This is a genomic window from Leisingera sp. SA32 (assembly GCF_056033425.1).
In genome coordinates this window covers 385,846-405,535 of sequence record NZ_JBVYHB010000004.1, presented here as the reverse complement: position 1 = coordinate 405,535, position 19,690 = coordinate 385,846, and the positions used below count along the sequence as shown (strand labels likewise).

General features: G+C 64.1%; 15 protein-coding genes and 1 other annotated feature. Of the genes, 4 read left to right on the top strand and 11 right to left on the bottom strand.

Annotated features, from left to right (window positions below; genetic code table 11):
- Positions 1-1,164, top strand: a protein-coding gene (locus AC0IPL_RS09205) for an IS3 family transposase (RefSeq protein WP_474272577.1) whose coding sequence is annotated in 2 segments (ribosomal slippage) — positions 1-224 and positions 224-1,164 — 1,165 coding nt annotated over the 2 segments. Because the reading frame shifts where the segments join, the coding sequence is not laid out codon by codon here. This gene is flagged as partial in the annotation.
- Positions 217-333: a sequence feature (AL1L pseudoknot), on the top strand. Its footprint overlaps the gene before it by 117 nt.
- 321 nt (positions 1,165-1,485) lie before the next feature.
- Here AC0IPL_RS09205 and AC0IPL_RS09200 read toward each other — a convergent pair.
- Genes AC0IPL_RS09200 through AC0IPL_RS09180 form a run of 5 tightly spaced genes read right to left on the bottom strand, consistent with a single transcriptional unit; the run spans position 1,486 to position 6,582 of the window.
- Positions 1,486-2,415, bottom strand: a complete 930-nt coding sequence (locus AC0IPL_RS09200; protein ID WP_474273827.1) for a glucokinase — start codon at positions 2,413-2,415, stop codon at positions 1,486-1,488.
- 4 nt (positions 2,416-2,419) lie between these two features.
- Positions 2,420-3,517: an ABC transporter ATP-binding protein gene (locus AC0IPL_RS09195; protein ID WP_474273826.1), complete on the bottom strand. Its 1,098-nt coding sequence runs from the start codon at positions 3,515-3,517 to the stop codon at positions 2,420-2,422.
- A 5-nt stretch (positions 3,518-3,522) separates the two neighbouring features.
- Positions 3,523-4,416: a carbohydrate ABC transporter permease gene (locus AC0IPL_RS09190; protein WP_474273824.1), complete on the bottom strand. Its 894-nt coding sequence runs from the start codon at positions 4,414-4,416 to the stop codon at positions 3,523-3,525.
- Positions 4,409-5,281, bottom strand: a complete 873-nt coding sequence (locus AC0IPL_RS09185; protein WP_474273822.1) for a carbohydrate ABC transporter permease — start codon at positions 5,279-5,281, stop codon at positions 4,409-4,411. The genes AC0IPL_RS09190 and AC0IPL_RS09185 overlap by 8 nt, the downstream gene beginning before the upstream one ends.
- Positions 5,282-5,337: 56 nt before the next feature.
- The gene (locus tag AC0IPL_RS09180) at positions 5,338-6,582 is read right to left on the bottom strand and encodes an ABC transporter substrate-binding protein (protein WP_474273820.1); all 1,245 of its coding nucleotides are present in this window, start codon (positions 6,580-6,582) and stop codon (positions 5,338-5,340) included.
- A 241-nt stretch (positions 6,583-6,823) separates the two neighbouring features.
- On the opposite strand from AC0IPL_RS09180, the gene AC0IPL_RS09175 reads away from it, so the two are divergent.
- The 3 genes from AC0IPL_RS09175 (at position 6,824) to AC0IPL_RS09165 (ending at position 12,112) form a co-directional block, all read left to right on the top strand.
- Positions 6,824-7,561 (top strand): response regulator, encoded by a 738-nt coding sequence (locus AC0IPL_RS09175; RefSeq protein ID WP_474273818.1) that lies wholly within the window; start codon positions 6,824-6,826, stop codon positions 7,559-7,561.
- Positions 7,558-9,009 carry a sensor histidine kinase gene (locus tag AC0IPL_RS09170; RefSeq protein ID WP_474273815.1) on the top strand — a complete coding sequence of 484 codons (1,452 nt, stop codon included), beginning with the start codon at positions 7,558-7,560 and terminating at the stop codon, positions 9,007-9,009. Before AC0IPL_RS09175 ends, AC0IPL_RS09170 begins: the two co-directional genes overlap by 4 nt.
- A 796-nt stretch (positions 9,010-9,805) precedes the next feature.
- A complete protein-coding gene (locus tag AC0IPL_RS09165) occupies positions 9,806-12,112 on the top strand; it encodes a Hint domain-containing protein (RefSeq protein ID WP_474273813.1) in 2,307 nt (768 codons plus the stop codon).
- A gap of 130 nt (positions 12,113-12,242) precedes the next feature.
- On the opposite strand, the gene AC0IPL_RS09160 is transcribed toward AC0IPL_RS09165, so the two are convergent.
- From AC0IPL_RS09160 to AC0IPL_RS09135, 6 genes are all read right to left on the bottom strand, one after another.
- Positions 12,243-12,824 carry a nucleotidyltransferase family protein gene (locus AC0IPL_RS09160; protein ID WP_474273812.1) on the bottom strand — a complete coding sequence of 194 codons (582 nt, stop codon included), beginning with the start codon at positions 12,822-12,824 and terminating at the stop codon, positions 12,243-12,245.
- A 256-nt stretch (positions 12,825-13,080) separates the two neighbouring features.
- Complete coding sequence (locus AC0IPL_RS09155; RefSeq protein WP_474273810.1) at positions 13,081-15,498, bottom strand: GcvT family protein; 2,418 nt, start codon at positions 15,496-15,498, stop codon at positions 13,081-13,083.
- Positions 15,499-15,670: 172 nt separating this feature from the next.
- Positions 15,671-16,981 (bottom strand): HlyC/CorC family transporter, encoded by a 1,311-nt coding sequence (locus tag AC0IPL_RS09150; RefSeq protein ID WP_474273809.1) that lies wholly within the window; start codon positions 16,979-16,981, stop codon positions 15,671-15,673.
- An 83-nt stretch (positions 16,982-17,064) separates the two neighbouring features.
- The gene (locus AC0IPL_RS09145) at positions 17,065-18,006 is read right to left on the bottom strand and encodes a site-specific tyrosine recombinase XerD (RefSeq protein WP_474273807.1); all 942 of its coding nucleotides are present in this window, start codon (positions 18,004-18,006) and stop codon (positions 17,065-17,067) included.
- A 1-nt stretch (position 18,007) separates the two neighbouring features.
- Positions 18,008-19,528: a hypothetical protein gene (locus AC0IPL_RS09140; protein WP_474273806.1), complete on the bottom strand. Its 1,521-nt coding sequence runs from the start codon at positions 19,526-19,528 to the stop codon at positions 18,008-18,010.
- Positions 19,518-19,667: a hypothetical protein gene (locus AC0IPL_RS09135; RefSeq protein WP_474273804.1), complete on the bottom strand. Its 150-nt coding sequence runs from the start codon at positions 19,665-19,667 to the stop codon at positions 19,518-19,520. The genes AC0IPL_RS09140 and AC0IPL_RS09135 overlap by 11 nt, the downstream gene beginning before the upstream one ends.
- Positions 19,668-19,690 lie beyond the last annotated feature (23 nt).

Here is a 19,690-nt window from a genome sequence, read left to right as displayed (position 1 = left end):
CAACCAGGGCCAGCACAGTTCCCGCTGGCAGGCGATCATGTCGATCTCCGCGAAGATCGGCTGTTCGGCGCACACTCTGAATGAGTGGGTGAAGAAGGCAGAGGTCGACAGCGGCAAGCGGGCGGGCGTTCCAACCGATGTGGCCGACAAACTGAAGGCGCTGGAGCGGGAGAACCGCGAGCTGCGCCAGGCGAACGAGATCCTCCGCAAGGCATCAGCGTATTTTGCGATGGCGGAGCTCGACCGCCGGTCGAAGTGATGGTGTCATTTATCGACATGCATCGCGCGGAGTATGGGGTCGAGCCGATCTGCACTGTCCTGCCGATTGCCCCTTCCACGTATTACGACCACCTGGCGAAGCGGGCTGATCCGGCCCGGTGGTCGGACCGTGCCCGGCGTGACGCGGCATTGCGGCCCGAGATCCGGCGGGTTTTCGAAGAGAACTGGCGAGTCTATGGCGTGCGGAAGGTCTGGCGGCAATTGCAACGGGAAGGTTTCGACGTCGCCCGCTGCACGGTCGCCCGGCTGATGAGGAGCATGGGTATTCAAGGTATCATCCGGGGCAAGCCGCACAAGACGACTGTGCCCGACAAGAAGGCCCCATGCCCGCTGGATAAAGTGAACCGGCAATTCCGGGTGCCTGCTCCAAATATGCTCCGGGTGAGCGATTTCACCTATGTCGCCACCTGGAAGGGGTTCACCTATGTCGCCTTCGTTGTCGATGCCTATGCCCGCAAGATCGTTGGTTGGCGTGTCAGCACCTCGGCGCATGCCGGGTTCGTTCTCGATGCGCTGGAGCAGGCTGTTCACGAGCGGCGGCCGACAAAGGCGATGGGGCTTGTTCACCACTCCGACCGCGGCAGCCAATACCTGTCGATCAAGTACACAGAGCGGTTGGGAGAAGCTGGTATCGAGCCCTCTGTCGGCAGCGTTGGGGACAGCTATGACAACGCGCTGGCCGAAACGATCAACGGTCTCTTCAAGGCCGAGGTCATTCACCGCCGCGGTCCTTGGCGAAACTTCGAAGCGGTGGAATACGCAACACTCGAATGGGTGGACTGGTTCAACAACCGCCGTCTGCTCGAGCCTATCGGGAACATTCCGCCGGCAGAAGCAGAGGCCAATTTCTACGCCGCTCTGGAAACTGAGGCACGAGCCGCGTAACTAACTGAAATCAGCCTCCGGCAAACCCGGCGCGGTTCACACAGCTCTCTGGGAGATCGCCCACCGGCGCCCGTGAGCATCGTGCCAATAGATCAAAGGGCGACCATGGACGCAGATTCAAACCGGACCGTTCGATGGGTGCAGACCAATGGAACCACGGCTGGTGTTGGGCTGACTGCATGACGAATACGCCGCCTACGGGACGACCTGCGGGACCGGCCGACTGCAGCTTGCCATGCCCGAGATGACGGGCATGGACGCCGTTTCGACTATGGCTGCCGATCTCGAAAACCAAGTCCCATCCGCGCCTCGCCGCGCGCGTTATCCCAAGCCGAGCGGCACTCGCGCACATCCGCGCAGGGCGGCCGCGTCGGAGGTGATGACGAAAGAGGGCGTCTGCTCGTGTGTCTTGATCGGGTAAGGGCGCGCGATCACAGTGCTGAACCGGGCGGAGCAGGCGCGTGTCAGGATAGAGCGGGCAACGCTTCCGGCGAAATACACGCCATGCGTTGGCAAATAGGCCAACATCAGCTCTCGGTGCAGCCAGCCGATCAATTCGGCATAGAAGGCCAACGCTTCGCGGATCTCGAGGTCTCCCTGATCGCTAAGTTGCATGATGGCTTCCGGAGAAATCTCGGTGTGACCCGTAAGCAGTTTGCAAACCTCGGCAAACCCACGGCCTGAAAAACAATGCTCGACCGTGGGGAAATGCTGCGAAAGTCCGGGCTTGCACGCGTCCAGCGCGCGGGTGACGGAGGCGGGCAGGGCAGTGTGACCGAATTCGGCCCGAAGGCACAGGGTGCTGTCCCCCTGCTGAACGACCGGGCTGACGTTGAACCCGGTACCGATACCCACGACAAGAGATTGGCGCGGTAATGTGTTCTCTGGCGTGCCCGCGACGACGGTTGCCAGGTCCTCTGGCATGAGCTGCGAAACCGCGTAGCCGAGGGCGACCAGATCGTTGATGATTTGTCCGCGGCCACCGCCCAATCGGCTCGACACCCGGGGGGCAGAAATCTCCCAGCCGCGGTTGGTCAGCCGGGCGGTGTCGCCGTCAACCGGACCGGCCACGGCGACGGAGAATTCCTCCGGCGCGGTGTCGTCAACCGTTTCCAGGAAGGTTTCCAGGACAGCGTCAAACGACGCAAAGTCAGCGTTTCGATAGGTGCGGACGGATGCAGGCCGCAAGCGGCCCGCATCTGCCAGCGCGAGGCGGCTGTTGGTTCCGCCGATGTCTGCCACCAAACGCATCGCGTCAGTTCAGCCGCTGGCCGGTTTCCGGCGCGAAATACGAAACCTTGCCGAGGTCGAAGGCGAGCTTTTGCGGCTTGCCTGGCGCGGCGGTGGTCTCTGCGTGCAGTCGCGCAGTGACGTGTTTTCCGCCCATCTGCATCACCACATAGGTGTCGGCACCTGCGGGTTCGACGATGTCGACCATACATTCGGCCTCCTGCGCCACCGTTCCGGCGCGGTGGCCCGGTTCGGCGATATCCTCGGGGCGCACGCCGATGATGACATCCTCGGGCAGGTTTCGGTTGCGCTCATCGGTCAGCACGATCGGTGCGCCGTCGCGGCGGGCAATCTCGATCCGTGAGGCGTTGCCGCCGGACTTTACCTTGGCCGGGATCAGGTTCATCGCCGGGTTGCCCATGAAATCGGCTACGAACAGGTTGGCCGGGCGGTTGTAGATTTCGGCCGGGGTGCCGATCTGCTGGATGACGCCACCTTTCATGACCACGATCTTGGTGGCCAGGGTCATCGCTTCGATCTGGTCGTGCGTCACATAGACCATCGAGGCGCCGAGCCGCTGGTGCAGTTCCTTGATCTCGGTCCGCATCTCGACGCGCAACTTGGCGTCGAGGTTGCTGAGTGGTTCGTCGAAGAGGAACAGCTTGGGGTCACGCACCAGCGCCCGCCCCATTGCCACGCGCTGCCGTTGCCCACCCGAAAGCTGGCCGGGGCGGCGGTTCAGCAGTTGCTCGATCTGCAACTGCCGGGCAACGGTTTCCAGCTTTTCCTGCTGGGTTGCCGCATCGACGCCGCGCACCTTCATGCCAAAGGTGATGTTCTTGGCCACCGTCATCGTCGGGTAGAGTGCATAGGACTGGAACACCATCGCGATATCGCGGTCCTTCGGGCTCACGTCGGTCATGTTGCGCCCGCCGATGTGCAGCTCACCGCCCGTGATCGGCTCCAGCCCTGCGATGCAGTTCAACAGCGTGGACTTGCCGCAGCCGGAGGGGCCGACGAGCACCAGGAAATCGCCTTCTTCGATCGAGACATTGATGTCCTTGAGAATTTCGACGGGGCCGTAGTTCTTGTAGAGGTTCTTGATATCCAGGATCGGTGCCATGGGATTTATCCTTTCACGGAGCCGGCGGTCAGACCGCGGATGAAGTATTTGCCAGCGACGATGTAGACGAGAAGCGTGGGCAGCGCGGCGATGATGGCGGCGGCCATGTCGACGTTGTATTCCTTCACGCCTGTGGTCGAGTTGACGATGTTGTTGAGCGCCACGGTGATCGGCTGGGTGCCCGACTGGCTGAAGGAGACGCCAAACAGGAAGTCGTTCCAGATCTGGGTGAATTGCCAGATGACCGAGACCACGATGATCGGCAGCGACAGCGGCAGGAAGATCGACCAGAAGATGCGGAAGAAACCCGCGCCATCGACCTTGGCGGCCTTGCTCAGCTCTGCCGGGATCGTCACGTAGTAGTTGCGAAAGAACAGCGTGGTGAAGCCCAGACCATAGATTACATGGACAAAGATCAGCCCCGGAATGGTGCCCGCGATGCCCATCACCCCCAGCACGCGGGCCATCGGCAGCAGCACGACCTGAAACGGGATGAAGCAGCCAAACAGCATCAGCGCAAAGAAGATGTTGGCGCCTTTGAATTTCCAATGTGCGACGACGTACCCATTCATCGCGCCCAGCAGGGTCGAGATCAGAACAGCAGGCACCGCGATCAGCACCGAGTTCCAGAAATAGGGCTTCACGCCATTGCACTGGATGCCGGTGCACGCCTCGGACCATGCAGTGCGCCAGGCGTCCAGGGTCACTTCGCGCGGCAGCGCCATCAGGTCGCCGGTGCGGATCTCCTCGAGGCTTTTCAGCGAGGTGGTGATCATCACGAAGAGCGGCAACAGATAGTAGAGCGCGAACAGCCCGAGGATCAGATACAGCAGCCAGCGCAGGCCGATGCGGACGGTGCGGCTTTGACTACGGGGGGTGTCGATTGCGAAATCAGTCATTTTTCACCCTCAGTTCCGAGTAGAGGTAGGGGACGACGATGGTGAACACGACGGCCATCATGATCATCGCCGAGCTGGCCGCCTGGCCGATGTCGCCGCGCGAGAACGCCATCGCGTACATGTAGGTCGCGGGCAGGTCGGTGGCGAAGCCGGGACCACCGCCGGTCAGCGCGATGACGAGGTCGAAGCTCTTGATGGCGAGATGGGCCAGCACGATGAAGGCCGACAGGAAGATTGGCGCCATCGACGGGATGATGATCGCGGTATAGACCCGCCAGGTGGGGATGCCGTCGACCTGCGCGGCACGGATGATCTCGGTATCGACCGAGCGCAGACCGGCCAGGAACAGCGCCATCACGAAACCCGAGCTTTGCCAGATGGCGGCAAGGACGATGGTGTAGATTGCCTTGTCAGGATCGACGAGCCAGTTGAAGGTGAAATTCTCGAACCCCCAACCCTGTACAGTCGCTTCCAGCCCCAGACCGGGGTTGAGGATCCATTTCCACGCCGTCCCGGTGACGATCATCGACAGGGCCATCGGGTACAGGTAGATCGTGCGGATCGCGCCTTCGGTGCGGATGTTTTGGTCGAGCAGGATCGCCAGCATCAGACCCAGCACCATCGAGATCACGATGAACAGCGTGCCAAAGATGAAAAGGTTGTTCATCGCAACGTCCCAGCGCGGCGCGGCAAACAGGCGATCGTACTGGATGAAACCTTCGATTTCATATTTCGGCAGCAGTCTCGACCGAGTGAGCGACACCCAGGCTGTCCAGATGATGAACCCGTAAACAAATACCAGGACGGCGATGAACGAGGGTGCGAGCACGACTTTTGGCAAGTGCTCTTCGAGCCACTTGGACATTGGATTTCCTCCATAGGGATGACCCGCCCCGAAGGGCAGGTCAGGATTTCGTCAGATTACATGCTGTTCTGAACTGCTGTCAGCAGTTGCTGCACTGCATCCTCTGACGACATGTCGGAATTGAAGTGCGAGGTCACCACATCGGTGATCGCGCCGGCCTGCGCGCCGCGCAACGCCATGCCGTGGGCATAGGAGGGCAGCAGCGAGCCGCCGTCCGAGCTGGCCTGCATGTCTTCGGCAGACAGGTGGGCGCACTGGTCGAACTCGTCCAGTGCGACGTCGGTTCGGGCCGGGATCGAGCCCTTGTTGAGGTTGAAGACCTTCTGGAAGTTGGGACCGACGATCAGCTTTGCCAGCAGTTCCTGACCTTCGCGCTTGTCGTCGCCATCGACGTCGAACATGGCAAAGCTGTCAACGTTGTAGAGGAAGCCTTCGCCCGGTGTGGAGGCGCAGAGGAAGTCTTCACCCGGTGCCTTGCCAGCCGCGAGGAATTCCCCCTTGGCCCAGTCGCCCATGATCTGGAACGCCGCTTCACCGTTCATCACCATCGCGGTGGCCAGGTTCCAGTCGCGGCCGGGGAAGTTCGCGTCCACATAGCCGCGCATCTTGCGCATCTGGTCGAAGACGGCCTTCATCTCGTCAGAGGTCAGCGTCGCCTCGTCCAGCTCGACAAACGCATTGCGGAACCCATCCGGCCCAAGGATGCCCAGCGCTACCGCCTCGAACACGGTGGCGTCCTGCCAAGCCTGGCCGCCATGCGCCAGCGGGATTACACCGGCAGCCTGCAGCTTCTCGGCCGCGGCGTTGAACTCCTCCCAGGTGGTGGGCATTTCGATGCCGTTGGATTCCAGCACGTCGGCATTGGCCCAGATCCAGTCGACCCGGTGCACGTTGACCGGTGCCGCGCACCAGTTGCCTTCGCACTTCATGTGTCCGGCAATGGATGCCGGCAAAACGTCGGCCCAGTTTTCGGCTTCGGCCACATCAGAGATGTCTGCCAGAACGCCTTCTTCGTACCATTCCTGGATCGCCGGACCTTTCAGCTGCACCGCGGTCGGCGCATTGCCCGACAGAACGCGGGCGCGCAGCGCGGTCATCGCCGCGTCACCGCCGCCGCCGGCCACCGGCATGTCTGTCCAGGTGCCACCATTGTCGGCGAATTCCTTTTGCAGCACCGCGACGGATTTTGCTTCCCCGCCCGAGGTCCAGTAATGCAGCACTTCGGCACTGGGTTCGGCACTGGCAAATGTTGCAGACAGAATGGCCGCAGTGGACACGGCGCTGAGTACGTTGGTTTTCATATTGGTCTCCTCCCAAACTGTGATCCGTCCGGACATCATTGGCCCGGGGGATCAAGTGTCACTGTCTTGATCCATGCACCCCCGGCCATGCAATCCATGCAATGCCGGAATTTGCTGGATGCATGGAGAAAATGGCCGGTTCTGTTACAGGCTGTTACGCGCGCGTTGATTCTGTTGCGGCGTGTTACATAAGTTCCATTTCTGGAACGCGCATTCCGGGACTTGGGAGGAGACACTGCAAATGACGATTCCACGGCTTCTCGTGGTCGATGACGATCAGGACACGCGGCAGATGCTGACCCAGTTCCTGCAACAGAACGGATCGATCGCTCTGCCTGCCACGTCAGAGGCCGACATCCGCAGGCATCTGGAAACCGGGCGGATTGACCTCATCCTGCTCGATGTGATGCTGGGGGATGAAAACGGGCTGGAGATCTGTGCCCGTCTGCGTGCCGAGCAGGACGTGCCGATTATCATGATTTCGGCCCTGTCGGCGGATCATCAGCGCATGTCCGGCTACGAGGTGGGCGCCGACGACTATATCGCCAAGCCGTTCAATCCGCAGCTGCTGCTGGCCCGCATCAAGGCCGTTCTTGCGCGCGCGCACCGGTCATCGTCGCTCGCCCACCGCCGCCAGAACAAGACTTTCCGCTTCGCCGGCTGGACCTATGACGCCAAACACGACGAAGTCCGCTCTCCAGAGGGGTTTCAAGTGGCCCTGTCGCGCCGGGAAACTGCGCTGTTGCAGGTGCTTCTGGCCAATCCGCGCATTCCCCTGACACGCGAGGAGATCGCCACGGCGCTGGACGTCAACGCCGAAGCCGAAAGCACTGTGGGCGCCAGTGGCCGGGCCATTGACGTGCTGGTCGGGCGGCTGCGGTCGAAAATCGAGAAACAGCCCAAGTCCCCGCAATTGCTGCGCACCGAGCGCGGCGTCGGCTACGTTTTTGCCGCCGATGTCACCGCCGAGGAAGCATGAAACAGGCGTTGTACTCCCTGCGCGTCATTGGCACGGCTCTGGCCCTGGCGGCCTTCCTGAGCGGGCTGGCCAGCGCAGTGCTCTGGATGCGGTCGGTGGCAGCGTGGGACGATCACCTGGCCCGGTCGTATTACACCGGCAAGGCGCTGTTCACGGCGCTTGCCGCGGGCGGCAGCCCACCCACGGGCGTTGAAATCGCGACGCTGTCACCGTCCGATCAGGCCTTGGCGGCGCGCGCCGCCTTTACGCAGCTCGGCGATGTCCCTCAGCCCGCTCTGGTCACCAATGTCACGGTCCAGCAACCGCCCACCGACCAGGAGCTCGGTCACACCCTGACGCTTGCAGTTGTTGCGGCCGAGCTTCGATATCCGTTGGCCAAGATTTCTTTCACCGGCGATACCGGCGCGGCGGAAACCCTGGGCGCGTTGACCCGCATCATGGCGAGCCACTGCAGTGATCCGGTGATGTTTGCCTCGCTCGACAATCAGCCGTGGCTGCGCATCGATGGCAAGGCCATCTGGGGGTGTGACGCGGCACCACCCGATCACCGGTTGATCGCCGCGCTTCTGGCCATCGTCAGCCTGAGCGTGATCGTCACGGTGTTTCTCGACATGACGAGCCATTTCGAACGCTTCGCGGAGCTGCTGCGCCGTCGCCGCCGCCTGGGTGGGCCTGACAGTTACGAAACATCAGGACCGCAGGAACTGCGCGCAATCGTGGCGGCCGTAAACAGCTATCTGCAAACCGGTCGGGAGCAGCTGGAAAAGCGGGCGATGGTGCTGTCCGGCGTCAGCCATGATCTTGGGACCCCGGCGACCCGGCTGCGGCTGCGTGCGGCGCTGATTGATGATGCCGACCTGCGGCAGCGGCTGGAACGCGACATCGACCAGATGACCGGCATCATCGACAGCGTGCTGACCTATACCCGGACCGAGCTTGACTCGGAGGAACCGCGCCAGATCTCGCTGACCTCGCTGGTGGAGGCGCTGGTTGCCGATTACAGCGACACCGGCCAACCGGTCACGTTTCGCCGCACAAGCGGCGCGAAGGTGCAGGGCGGGCGGTCTGTTTTCATGTTGCGGCGCGGCCATGGCGCATTGCCGGATGAACGCCGGGTTGTGGTGACGGCGCGGCCTGTGGCGCTGCAGCGGGCTCTGTCCAACCTGATCGACAACGCGCTGAAGTACGGCCGCCGGGCCACCGTGGAGCTGGAGGCCGACGCCGACACTGCCACCTTCATCGTCGAGGATGCAGGCGCAGATTATGCGCCCGGCGATCTGGAGACCTTGGTCGCCCCCTATCGACGCGGCACGAACACCGAGGCGGTGCAGGGGTTCGGCCTCGGCCTGACCATCGTTGCCAGCATCGCCAGCATGCATGGCGGGGCGCTGAGCTTTGAGGCCGGCACAAATGGCATCCGTGCCCGGCTGAGCATGGAGCGGACTTGAGGCCGGGCCGCGCCTGACCGAGGTTTCAGAACAACCATGGGGCGCGCTGTGCAGCCATTGAGGTGCGGGCGCGTCCGCCCGGCGGTTCTGCCGCATGGGGTCCTGAACATCTGACGGTTATTTCCTTTGACAGTCCGGGTCGGTGCTGTGTTCAGGTCCGTGACTGATTCGCCGCACCAGCTGTCGAATGCGTCGCAATCGGAAACAAAGCGGTCGATATGTGCGGATTGACCCTTGGGCGGGTTATATTGCGTGCTGCCGCGTTAACCTTTGCCTCACGCCAAACCGAGCGCAGGCCGTGCCGGTAATTGTTTCCAAAGCATCAGCAATGAGGCGCGTTGCAGCGCGAGTGGCGGCTGAAAAGCGCGATTTCTGGCGGGTTCTTCCCGATTTTGGGCTCAAAACGGAAACAGTGAGCCGCTTGAAAACCGGCTCTCCAGGCGGCCGAAGCCTGTCTTGCCCCCATTAACAGCGGTTTAAGGAAATTTTTACTCTTTGTGGAGGTAACCGGCTCAAGTATGCATGTTTCAGCCCATTTGGGGGGTAAGTTCCGCACGCTGCCGAACTGTGAACCTGCACCGGCAACGGGAAAATGATCCCGACTGCTCTGTCGGCGCCCACAGATCTGCGGATGTACAATCACCGCTGTACGCCGACATTGGCGCACAGGTCAGCGGTCGTGTGCGCCATGCCTCGATGAGTGAGCGAGTATTTTAGGCGGGGTTCCGCAACGCAAGCCAGTTGTTCGGCTGGTCCCTGACATGGGGCTTGGGGCCAGATCGGTAAGGAGAATGGTATGACCACGATTATTGAAGAGCCTGAAGACGGCCGCGACGGGATTGTCGAGGGTACCGGCGGCGACGATTTGATTGATACGGGTTATACCGGCGATCCCGACGGCGACATGGTCGACAACGCGGACGCCATCGACCCGGCGGCTGGCCCCGACGATGACGTGATCGAAGCCGGCAGCGGCGACGACACCGTGTATGCCGGCGCTGGCAGTGACACAGTGCTGGGCGGCAGCGGCGATGATGTGATCCAGGGCGACGGCAGCTCTGGCAGCGATCGTCTGATCAGCGTCACCATCGATGGCACCGGGGGCGGCTATGTGAACAGCGTCTTCGCCTATACCATTGACCCCGACACTGGCGAGATCGGCGGCATCGTCGAGCTGACCGCAAACGCCAAGACCGACGTTGGCCAGACCTTCACCTATGACGCCCCTGAAGGCGCGCTTGTTGGCATCGGTATTTCCGGCCCCGGCGGCACGTTCTATTCCTCCGGTTACGGCGACAACGCCTCGCTCAACTCTGACGGGCTGCCGCATACCGGTGGCTTCGGGCAGAACCCGGATGGCTCTGTCTCCATCGGCTTTGAGGACATGCACAACCTCGGCGACCAGGACTATGACGACGTGTTGCTGACCATCGACCTCGGCGGCTCCGGCACCCGGTTCGACAATGGTCATTACGACTATGTCTCCGACCCGGACGGCAGCATCTATGGCGGCGACGACAGCCTGGAGGGCGGCGACGGCGACGACACCATTCTGGGTGGCGGCGGCGATGACACCATCGAAGGCGGCGACGGCTCCGACTCGGTCGAGGGTGGCATGGGGGACGACGTGATCGACACCTCCGGCGGCAGCGCGCTGCCGGACCGGGGCTTCCCCGGCTACAGCGGCACCGACCCAGACATCCCCTATGTTCCGGCCGATGATGACCCTTACGATGACCGCGACACCGTGATCGCGGGGGACGGCAACGACACGGTCACCACTGGCGATGATGCCGATGTGATCGATGGTGGCCGCGGCATGGATGTGCTCGACGGTGGCATCGACGATGACAGCATTGATGGCGGCGCCGATGACGATATGGTGACCGGTGGCGAAGGCTCCGACCTGCTGCTGGGAGGCGCGGGCAACGACACGATCTACGGCGGGCTGGACCCGGCGCTTCCGGATGGGCTGAACATCACCGATGACGGCAGCGATGGCCGCCCAGCGGATCCTGATCCCACCAACGGGCGCGACACCATCCATGGCGGCTCGGGCGATGACGTGATCTATGGCCAGGACGATGACGACCTGATCCGCGGCGGCAGGGGCAACGACACCATCGACGCGGGCATCGACGACGACACCGTCTCCGGCGGCGCGGGCGACGATGTGATCCGCGGCGGCCAGGGCGATGACCGTCTCGGCGGCGGTCGCGGCAACGACACCATCGACCTCGGCGCTGGGGAGGGAACCGACCGGGCCTTTGGCGACACCGGGTCAGACAGTTTTACCGGCATCAGCGCGGGCGATGTTGTCTATGGCGGCGAAGATGCCGACGGATCCGATCAGGACGTTCTCGACCTGACCGGCGCGGCAGAGGCGCAGAACCCCGGTGGCAGTCTCAGCGTGGCGTATGATGACAGCAACCCGGAGAACGGCACGGTAACCTTTCTGGACGCTGACGGCCGGGCAACCGGCACCGCAGAGTTCTATGAGATCGAGCGCGTGGTGGTGCCGTGCTTCACACCCGGCACGCTGATTGCCACGCCCGACGGTGAACGCCGGGTTGAGGATCTGGCGGTCGGCGACCGGATCATTACCCGCGACAACGGCATCCAGGAGATCCGGTGGCTTAGCTCTCGCGATCTGGCGACGCAGGATCTGGAGAACGCGACGCATCTGCAACCGGTGCTGATCCGTCAGGGCGCGCTGGGCAATGGCCTGCCGGAGCGTGACATGATGGTCAGCCCCAACCACCGTGTGCTGATCGCCAACGACAAGACGGCGCTGTATTTTGAGGACCGCGAGGTCCTGGTGGCAGCCAAGCATCTGACCGGGCTGGAGGGGGTGGATCAGGTGGCGACCTCCAAGGTGACCTACATCCACTTCATGTTCGACCAGCACGAGGTGGTGCTGTCCGATGGCGCTTGGACCGAGAGCTTCCAGCCCGGCGACCAGACCCTGCGCGGGTTGGACAGCGCGCAGCGCAACGAACTGCTTGAGCTGTTCCCGGAACTGAAGGCAGATCAGGGTGGCCGGACCTATGCCGCCGCGCGGCGGTCGCTGCGCAAGCATGAGGCGCAACTGCTGGTGCATTGAACCATGCTGCCGCCGTCTTGGGGGAGGCGGCGGCGGCTCGCAGGGCGTAACAGGGCGGGGCCGATGGTCCCGCCCTTTCTTTTGCCGCAGGCGACAGCGTCTGGCCTGCACGTTGGCAGCGGCGGTCTGACTAGCGACTGCGGCGCCAGCTTTCCCAATCCTCCGGCGTGTCGAGGTCGGTCAGTGCGTGGGTGCCGGGCAGGGCGACGGGTCGCACGGTGTCACGGCGCAGCAACGCGCGGGCACCCAGATCGCCGCGCAGATCCTGCAGCGCTGCAAAGCAGCGGCGCGGAAACAGCACCGGATGGCCAGGTCGACCGTCGCTGGCGCTGGCGCGCAGGATCTCGCCGTTGCCGCCCTGAAAGCCCGAGGCCACCCGCAGTATGTCCTCGGTGGTGATCTCCGGCATGTCAGCGGGCAGGATCATGACGCCTTCGGTTGCCTCGGGCAGGGCCGCGACGCCGCGGCGGATGGAGGCCGCCATACCCTCTGCCGCGTCGGGCACCGCCACGGGATGGGCGCTGCCGATGAAGGCGGCGCGCGGGTGGTCGTGGCCGGGCAGCGTGACATAAGTCGCAAACCCGGTCTGTCGCGCACGGTCGCACAGCAGGGACAGCAAGGGCTGCCCATCGACCGGCTGCCGCAGTTTGTCCTGCCCGCGCATTCGCGCGGAGGCGCCAGCGGCAAGGAGAAGTATGGCGATGGCGGTCATCATGGCGGACCTTTGTTCTGCGCCGGGGCGTCGGAAGCCTCCGGCGGGGCTATTTGTAGCAAGAAGACGATGCACTGCCAGAAAAAGCCATAGCTGGACGACGAGATAGGGCAGACGGGCTGACCAAATGTTTCGCGCGCGAAACATTCGGGTGCGCAGACTGACCCTTCCGTTGCGGGGTGGCCGCTGCGGCAGCGCGCGCAGGGGACGCAACAGAGGCAAAACAGGGCAGGGGAGCTGACCTGTATTCCGCCCCTCAGCCACGCATCCGGGCACCGTCCGCGTCGAACAGCGGCGTGGTAATCAACCTCGCAGGGTGCAACTTGCCGAGGATCTCAATCTCCACCTCCAGCCCGGCACGGGCTGTGTCCGCAGGCATGAACCCCAGCGCGATGGATTTTTGCGCATGGTGCGAATAGCCACCGGATGTGCAGAACCCCACTACGCGGCCCTCCAGCCAGATCGGTTCATCGGCGGTGACATCGGCATCGTCCGCCGTGACCTCAAAGGCGCAGAGGCGGCGGGTTGGTCCTGCTGCCCGTTCGGCCTCCGCCGCAGCGCGCCCAATGAAATCAACGGGTTTGGCGAAAGAGATGAAGCGATCCAGCCCGGTTTCCGCCGCCGTGTAATCCGGCGCGTATTCGCGCAGCCACGCGCCGAAGAACTTGTCCAGGCGCAGGGACATCATCGCCCGCATGCCAAAGGGGCGCAGCCCCAGTGGCTGGCCCCTGGTCCACAACGTCTGCCACAGGCTGCGTTGGCTGGGCAGGTCGCAGAAGATCTCGAATCCCAGATCGCCGGTGTAGCTGACGCGCTGCACACTGCAGTCGGCCAGGCCAACGGTCAGGCGGCGCACATCCAGAAAGCGCATGTCGGAGATGTCCTGTCGGGTGCAGGCTTGCAGCAGCTCGCGCGCCTTGGGGCCGGCAATTTGGAAGCCGCTGCGGCGATCCGAGATGTTTTCCAGCTGCACGTCCGGGTCGAGGTGCTGCTGGAACCAGCGCATGTGATAGGCCTGCGCGCTATAAGAGGCCGTGAGCTGGAACTCCTGCTCCGACAGGCAGGAGATGGTGAAATCGCCGATCAGACGCCCCTTTGGCGACAACATCGGGGTGAGTGAAAGGCGGCCCGGTGGCGGCACCCGCCCCGCCATGATGCGGTCCAGCCAGTCGCGAGCCCCGGGGCCGGTGATGCGGTACTTGCCGAAGTTGTGCACCTCGTTGATGCCGACGGCATCGCGCACCGCCTTGACTTCGCGCGCGGTTGCCTCGAACGCGTTGGAGCGGCGGAACGACGGCGTCTCATAGCGCGGCGCGTCTGCATCGGCAAAGTAGTTCGCAACCTCCAGCCCGTATTGCGCGCCCCAGACTGCACCCATCTTGTCAAAGATGTCGTACATCGGCGTGGTGCGGAAGGGCCGGGCGGCGGGCAGCTCCTCATTCGGGTAAGCGATGGAGAAGCGTTTTTGGTAGTTTTCAATCACTTTGGGCCGGGTGTAGCCAGGGGTGACCCAGTCGCCGAACCGGGCGCAATCCATGGCAAAGGTATCGCGTTCGCACTCGCCCTCCACCATCCATTGCGCCAGCATCAGCCCGACACCGCCGCCCTGGCTGAAACCTGCCATCACGGCGCAGGCGGACCAGTAGTTGCGCATGTCGGGCACCGGGCCGACCAGCGGGTTGCCGTCGGGAGCAAAGGTGAAAGGGCCGTGGATCACCGATTTCACGCCCGCGGCCTCCAGCGCAGGGAAGCGGCGGTAGGCAAAGGCGACGCTGTCCTCGATCTTGTCGAAATCATCGGGCAACAATTCGTGGCCAAAATCCCAAGGGGTGCCGTCCTGTGCCCAAGGGCGGCAGGGTTGTTCGTAGAACCCGATACAAAGGCCGCGGCCCTCTTGCCGCAGGTAGCTTTCGCCGGCCGGGTCCATTACATGCGGGTGCTCGCCGCCGCCGTCGATGATTTCGGCGATCAGCGGCACCTCGTCGGTGACGATGTATTGATGCTCCATCGGGTGCAACGGAAGATAGACACCGGCCATGGCACCGACCTCGCGCGCCCAGAGACCGCCGGCGTTGACCACGTGTTCGGCGTGGATGGTGCCCTTCTCCGTCACCACATCCCAGCTGCCGTCCGGGCGCGGGTTGGTTTCCACAACCTTGCAGTGGGTTTCGATCAGAGCGCCGCCCAGACGCGCGGCCCTGGCGTAGGCGTGGGTGGTGCCGGACGGGTCGAGGTGGCCATCCAATGGGTCATAAAGCCCGCCGATGATGCCCTCGGTGTTGGTGACAGGGGCAATACGCTTGATGTCCTCGGGGCCGATGATTTCGGTCTCCAGCCCCATGACGCGATGCTTGGCGCGTTCCGCCTTGAGCATGTCGAAGCGTTCCTGGGTATCGGCCAGGGTGACGCCGCCCACGTGGTGCAACCCGCAGGACAGGCCAGTGATTTCCTCCAGCTCCTTGTAGAGCTTGATGGTATAGCCCTGGAGCGCGGCCATGTTGGTGTCGCCATTGAGCGTGTGAAAGCCCCCGGCGGCGTGCCAGGTAGAGCCGGATGTCAGCTCGGAGCGTTCCAGAAGCATCACGTCTGACCAGCCAAGTTTGGTGAGGTGGTAGAGTACAGAGCAGCCGACGACGCCGCCGCCGATCACTGCCACGCGGGTGGTGGTTTTCATCTGGCCCTCCCTCTGACTTGGCTAGGTTTATTCTGGACAGTTGTGAACAGTCGTCCAGTCAAAAAACGACAAAGCCCGCCGCAGGCAGGCCAAGGATGCCGCCGGAGCGGGCGGCGATGAGCGATTGATGGGGCGGGCAGGGGCAGTGGGGCGGCGGCAACCGCTCGGCCAGTCAGTACAGCGGGCGGATTTTCAGCGCGGTGACGCGGTTGCCTTCGCGCTCGGTGACCTCGAACCGGAAGCCGTGGAAGGAAAACACCTGTCCCTTGGTAGGGATGGTCTGGGCCTCGTGGATGACCAGACCTGCGATGGTGTTGGCCTCTTCGTCCGGCAGGTTCCAGTCGGTGGCGCGGTTGAGATCGCGAATCGTGGTGGCGCCTTCGACGAGATAGGAGCCATCAGAGGTCTTTTTGGCGATGTTGCCCTCTGCCGGGTCGAATTCATCGGTGATCTCCCCGACGATCTCCTCGAGGATGTCTTCCAGCGTGATAAGCCCCTGCAGCGCACCGTATTCATCCACCACCAGTGCAAAATGCGAGCGCATGCGCAGGAACTGGCGCATCTGCTCGTCCAGCGTGGTGGTTTCCGGCACGAAATAGGGGGCGTTGGCGACCTGTGTGATGTCGAAGGATTTCAGCCGGTCCGCATCGCCGCCCGCGCCGCCCAGTTGTTCGTACATGGCGCGGGACAGGTCCTTGGCGTGCACCACGCCGATGATGTTCTCCTGCTCGCCGCGAAAGACCGGCAGCCGGGTGTGGGGGCTTTGCAGGCACTGCTCGAGGATCTTTTCCGGATCCGCCTCGGCGTCGATCATCTGGATGTGGGAGCGGTGCAGCATGATCTCCTCGACAAAACGTTCGGAGAGGTCCAGCGCGCCGAGGATGCGGTCGCGGTCTTCTTTCTCGACGACCCCCTCGGAATGGCCAAGATGCAGCGCGCCGGCAATTTCCTCGCGCACGGCCATGATGTGGCTGTCCGGGTCGATCCGCACGCCAAAGACGCGCAACACGCCGCGCACCAGCAGCCGCACCAGCCCCACGATCGGCGCCAGCAGCGTCACCAGCACCGAGATGACCGGTGCCACCGCCGCGGCCGCCTTTTCTGCGTTGGAGATCGCGTAGGTCTTGGGCAACACCTCGGCAAAGATCAGCACCAACAGGGTCATGACCAGAGTCGCCAGCGCGACGCCGCTTTCGCCAAAGGCGCGGGTGAACAACGCGGTGGCCAGGGAGGTGCCCAGGATGTTCACCAGGTTGTTGCCCAGCAGCACGGAGCCGATCAGCCGTTCGCTGTCCTCGGTGACGCTCAGCGCGGTCTGCGCCCCATGCGAGCCCTTGTCGGCCTGGCTGCGCAGCTTGCCGCGCGAGGCGGCGGTCAGCGCGGTTTCAGAGCCGGAGAAGAAGGCCGAGAGCACCAGCAACAGGACAATCGCGCCGGCGGTGATCCAGAAAGCGCTGTCGAATACGGTGGAAGCTGTGTCCATGGTGGGTCAGAAATCCGGAGGGTTGTGAAGGTTCACTGTTGTTATGGGGGCTTGTGCGGCGCGCTTCAAGCAGGGGCGCGTGATCAGCTGCGCTTGGCAAGCGGATGATGCTCCAGCACCAGCTCTTGCAGCCGCGCATCCAGCACATGGGTGTAGATTTCGGTGGTGGCGATGTCGGCATGCCCGAGCAGCGCCTGGATGGCGCGCAGGTCAGCCCCATTGGCCAGCAGATGGGTGGCAAACGCATGCCGCAAGGTGTGCGGTGTGACCTTTTCCGGGGAAACACCGCCGGTAACAGCCAGTTCCTTTATCAGCAGATAGAAGCGGTGGCGGGTCAGATGCCCCAACTTGCCACGCGAGGGAAACAGGAAGCGTGACGGGGATTGCCCCTTGGCCTCGCGCAGCGTCTCGGCGGCGTCGCGCTCGTGCAACCAGACGGCCAGCGCCTCGCGGGCGGGGGGGGACAGCGGCACCATGCGCTCTTTGCCGCCCTTGCCCAGCACCAGCAGCATGCGCGGATCGCCACGTGCGGCGGACACCGGCAGCGAGACCAGCTCTGTCACGCGCATGCCGGTGGCATAAAGCAGTTCCATCAGGCAGGTGTTGCGCAGCCGGTCTGCGGTGCTGCGGCCCGTCTTGCGGGCGGCTTCCAGCAGGCGGTCGACCTCGCCGACGTCCAGCGTTTTGGGCAGGCGCTTTTCGCGGCCGGGGCCGCGGATCTGAATGGCCGGGTTGTCCTCGCGCCAGCCTTCCTCAAAGGCGAAGCGATAGATCTGCTTGGCCGCCGAAAGCCGCCGCGCGCGGGTGGCGCGGGCCAGGCCCTGGGCGTCGCAGCTGATCAAATAGGCCTCCAGATCGTCCTGCTGGGCGCTGAGAAAGTCCAGGTTGCGATGGTCCAGCCAGCCGCTCAGATCCTTAAGATCGCGGCCATAGGCCAGCAGCGTGTTCTGCGAGGCGCCGGTCTCGGCTGCCTGGGCATCGAGAAAGGTCGAGATCCACTGGAAGTTGTCGCGCGGCGCCGTCATGTCATTGCGGCTCCAGCAGCATCAGCTGCAACGCGGCGCGGCGGGCGGTATCTTCCAGCCCGACGGTGCGCAATGCCGCGAGCGCAGCGCTGAGATCGCCAAGGTTGCCGTTGGCACCGCGCCCGTACAGCTCCATGGCGCGCAGGATCGCCTCGCCCAACCGGCCCTCGTCCAGCAGCTGTCTGATCCGCGCGGGCACCGGCGGCGGCGCGGCAAAGCCCAGCGCGATGGCGCGGGCGGTGGCGTCGGGGGCGGTCTCGGCCTCGGGGCGCCCCTGGGCCAGCGCGGCGAGAAAGCGGCTGGTGCCATCGTCATCCGGCGGGTCGAGCGCCGCGAGCTCATACTGCGGGGACAGCAGCCGGATGCGCCAGGCCAGGGCGGCGGTCGCCGGGTCGGCCACCTTGGCGCGGGCCAGGGGCTCCGCAAAGAGGTCGGCAAAGACGGTTTCGGTGCCCGCCGCCTGCATCGCGGCCCAAGCGTCGGGCAGGGTGCGGGCGATTTCTTCCGGGTCGGCGCGGTTCAGCGCAGATTCGAGCTGTTGCACGGCTGCGACCCGATCCCAAATGCCGCCCGATGCGGCGGGTTCGCGGGCGCTGAACAGGCCGAGATACTGATTCGGGTTCAACGCGCCGCCGCGCGCCAGCCGCTCGGCCGCCTCCAGCTGTGCCTTCCAACCGGCAATATCGCGCAAGTCGGCGGCGGCAAAGGCGGGGGGCAGCGGGGCTGTCGGCATTGCCTCGCCGATGGTTTCAAACAGGCGGAAGGTCAGCGGATCGGGCTGCGCCGGACGCGACAGCGGCGCGGCCGCCTCGTATAGATCTGGGTTCAGATACCGGTCCAGCAGGTCCAACTGCGCTTGCGGCAACAGCTCTAGCGCCAGCGCGGTTTCCAGCATCAGCGCCGCGGTGTCCCAGTCGCCGCGCCGAGCGGAACAGAAGATCCGCGCCGCGTAGCTGGCCGAGAGATGCGGCGTCGCTGTCAGCGCCGTGCAGGAGGCTTCCTCGCTGCCAGTCAACAATGTGGCATCGAACCAGCGGGCAAAGCGCTCCGGGCTGGCCGTGGGGTCGGCTTGCTCTGCCAAGGCCTGGGCCGCATCGGTGGCACCCAGCGCCAGCAGTCTGTCCAACCGGGCCAGCAGGATCTGGTCGCCACTGTCGTCGGGGGCGCGCGTTTCCGACAGCAGCAGGGTGAACAGCAGCGCCTGCATCGCAGGGCTGCGACGCACTGGCACGGTCTGGATCAGGCGGCTCATGTCCTCGGCATCGCTGCCGCGCCACAGGTCGGTCGGCAGGCCGGTGGCCGAGGCGGGCACCAGCCCAGCGGGCGCGCGCAGCGCCTCCAGCGGGGTGACGGAGACCGGCGGCAGTTCGGCGGTGCCTGTCACAGCCGGTTCCAGCAGCACGGTGCCGGGCAGCTGGCTGCGCGGCTGTGGCTTGTTCAGCCAGTCGATCGCCGCCAGCGGTTCATTGGCGAGCGCAGGCCCGGCCAGCAGCACCGCCGCGGCGACGGCCTTAATCCGCATCCAGCGCCACCGGCTTGCGCACTTCGGTACTGGGCGCGCTGAAATCGGCCCCGAACCACGGTCCGACATAGGCATAGGCCACAAGGCCAACTGCCGCCAGAACCACCAAGTAGATCAAATATTTAAACAATCGCCCCATGGGTCATCCACTGCCTGTTTCCT

What these genes read in the sequence shown, in the direction of transcription:
- AC0IPL_RS09200 (WP_474273827.1), bottom strand. Translation starts at nt 2,415, where the DNA reads ATGCGTTTGGTGGCAGACATCGGCGGAACCAACAGCCGCCTCGCGCTG.
- AC0IPL_RS09195 (WP_474273826.1), bottom strand. Translation starts at nt 3,517, where the DNA reads ATGGCACCGATCCTGGATATCAAGAACCTCTACAAGAACTACGGCCCC.
- AC0IPL_RS09190 (WP_474273824.1), bottom strand. Translation starts at nt 4,416, where the DNA reads ATGACTGATTTCGCAATCGACACCCCCCGTAGTCAAAGCCGCACCGTC.
- AC0IPL_RS09185 (WP_474273822.1), bottom strand. Translation starts at nt 5,281, where the DNA reads ATGTCCAAGTGGCTCGAAGAGCACTTGCCAAAAGTCGTGCTCGCACCC.
- AC0IPL_RS09180 (WP_474273820.1), bottom strand. Translation starts at nt 6,582, where the DNA reads ATGAAAACCAACGTACTCAGCGCCGTGTCCACTGCGGCCATTCTGTCT.
- AC0IPL_RS09175 (WP_474273818.1), top strand. Translation starts at nt 6,824, where the DNA reads ATGACGATTCCACGGCTTCTCGTGGTCGATGACGATCAGGACACGCGG.
- AC0IPL_RS09170 (WP_474273815.1), top strand. Translation starts at nt 7,558, where the DNA reads ATGAAACAGGCGTTGTACTCCCTGCGCGTCATTGGCACGGCTCTGGCC.
- AC0IPL_RS09165 (WP_474273813.1), top strand. Translation starts at nt 9,806, where the DNA reads ATGACCACGATTATTGAAGAGCCTGAAGACGGCCGCGACGGGATTGTC.
- AC0IPL_RS09160 (WP_474273812.1), bottom strand. Translation starts at nt 12,824, where the DNA reads ATGACCGCCATCGCCATACTTCTCCTTGCCGCTGGCGCCTCCGCGCGA.
- AC0IPL_RS09155 (WP_474273810.1), bottom strand. Translation starts at nt 15,498, where the DNA reads ATGAAAACCACCACCCGCGTGGCAGTGATCGGCGGCGGCGTCGTCGGC.
- AC0IPL_RS09150 (WP_474273809.1), bottom strand. Translation starts at nt 16,981, where the DNA reads ATGGACACAGCTTCCACCGTATTCGACAGCGCTTTCTGGATCACCGCC.
- AC0IPL_RS09145 (WP_474273807.1), bottom strand. Translation starts at nt 18,006, where the DNA reads ATGACGGCGCCGCGCGACAACTTCCAGTGGATCTCGACCTTTCTCGAT.
- AC0IPL_RS09140 (WP_474273806.1), bottom strand. Translation starts at nt 19,528, where the DNA reads ATGCGGATTAAGGCCGTCGCCGCGGCGGTGCTGCTGGCCGGGCCTGCG.
- AC0IPL_RS09135 (WP_474273804.1), bottom strand. Translation starts at nt 19,667, where the DNA reads ATGGGGCGATTGTTTAAATATTTGATCTACTTGGTGGTTCTGGCGGCA.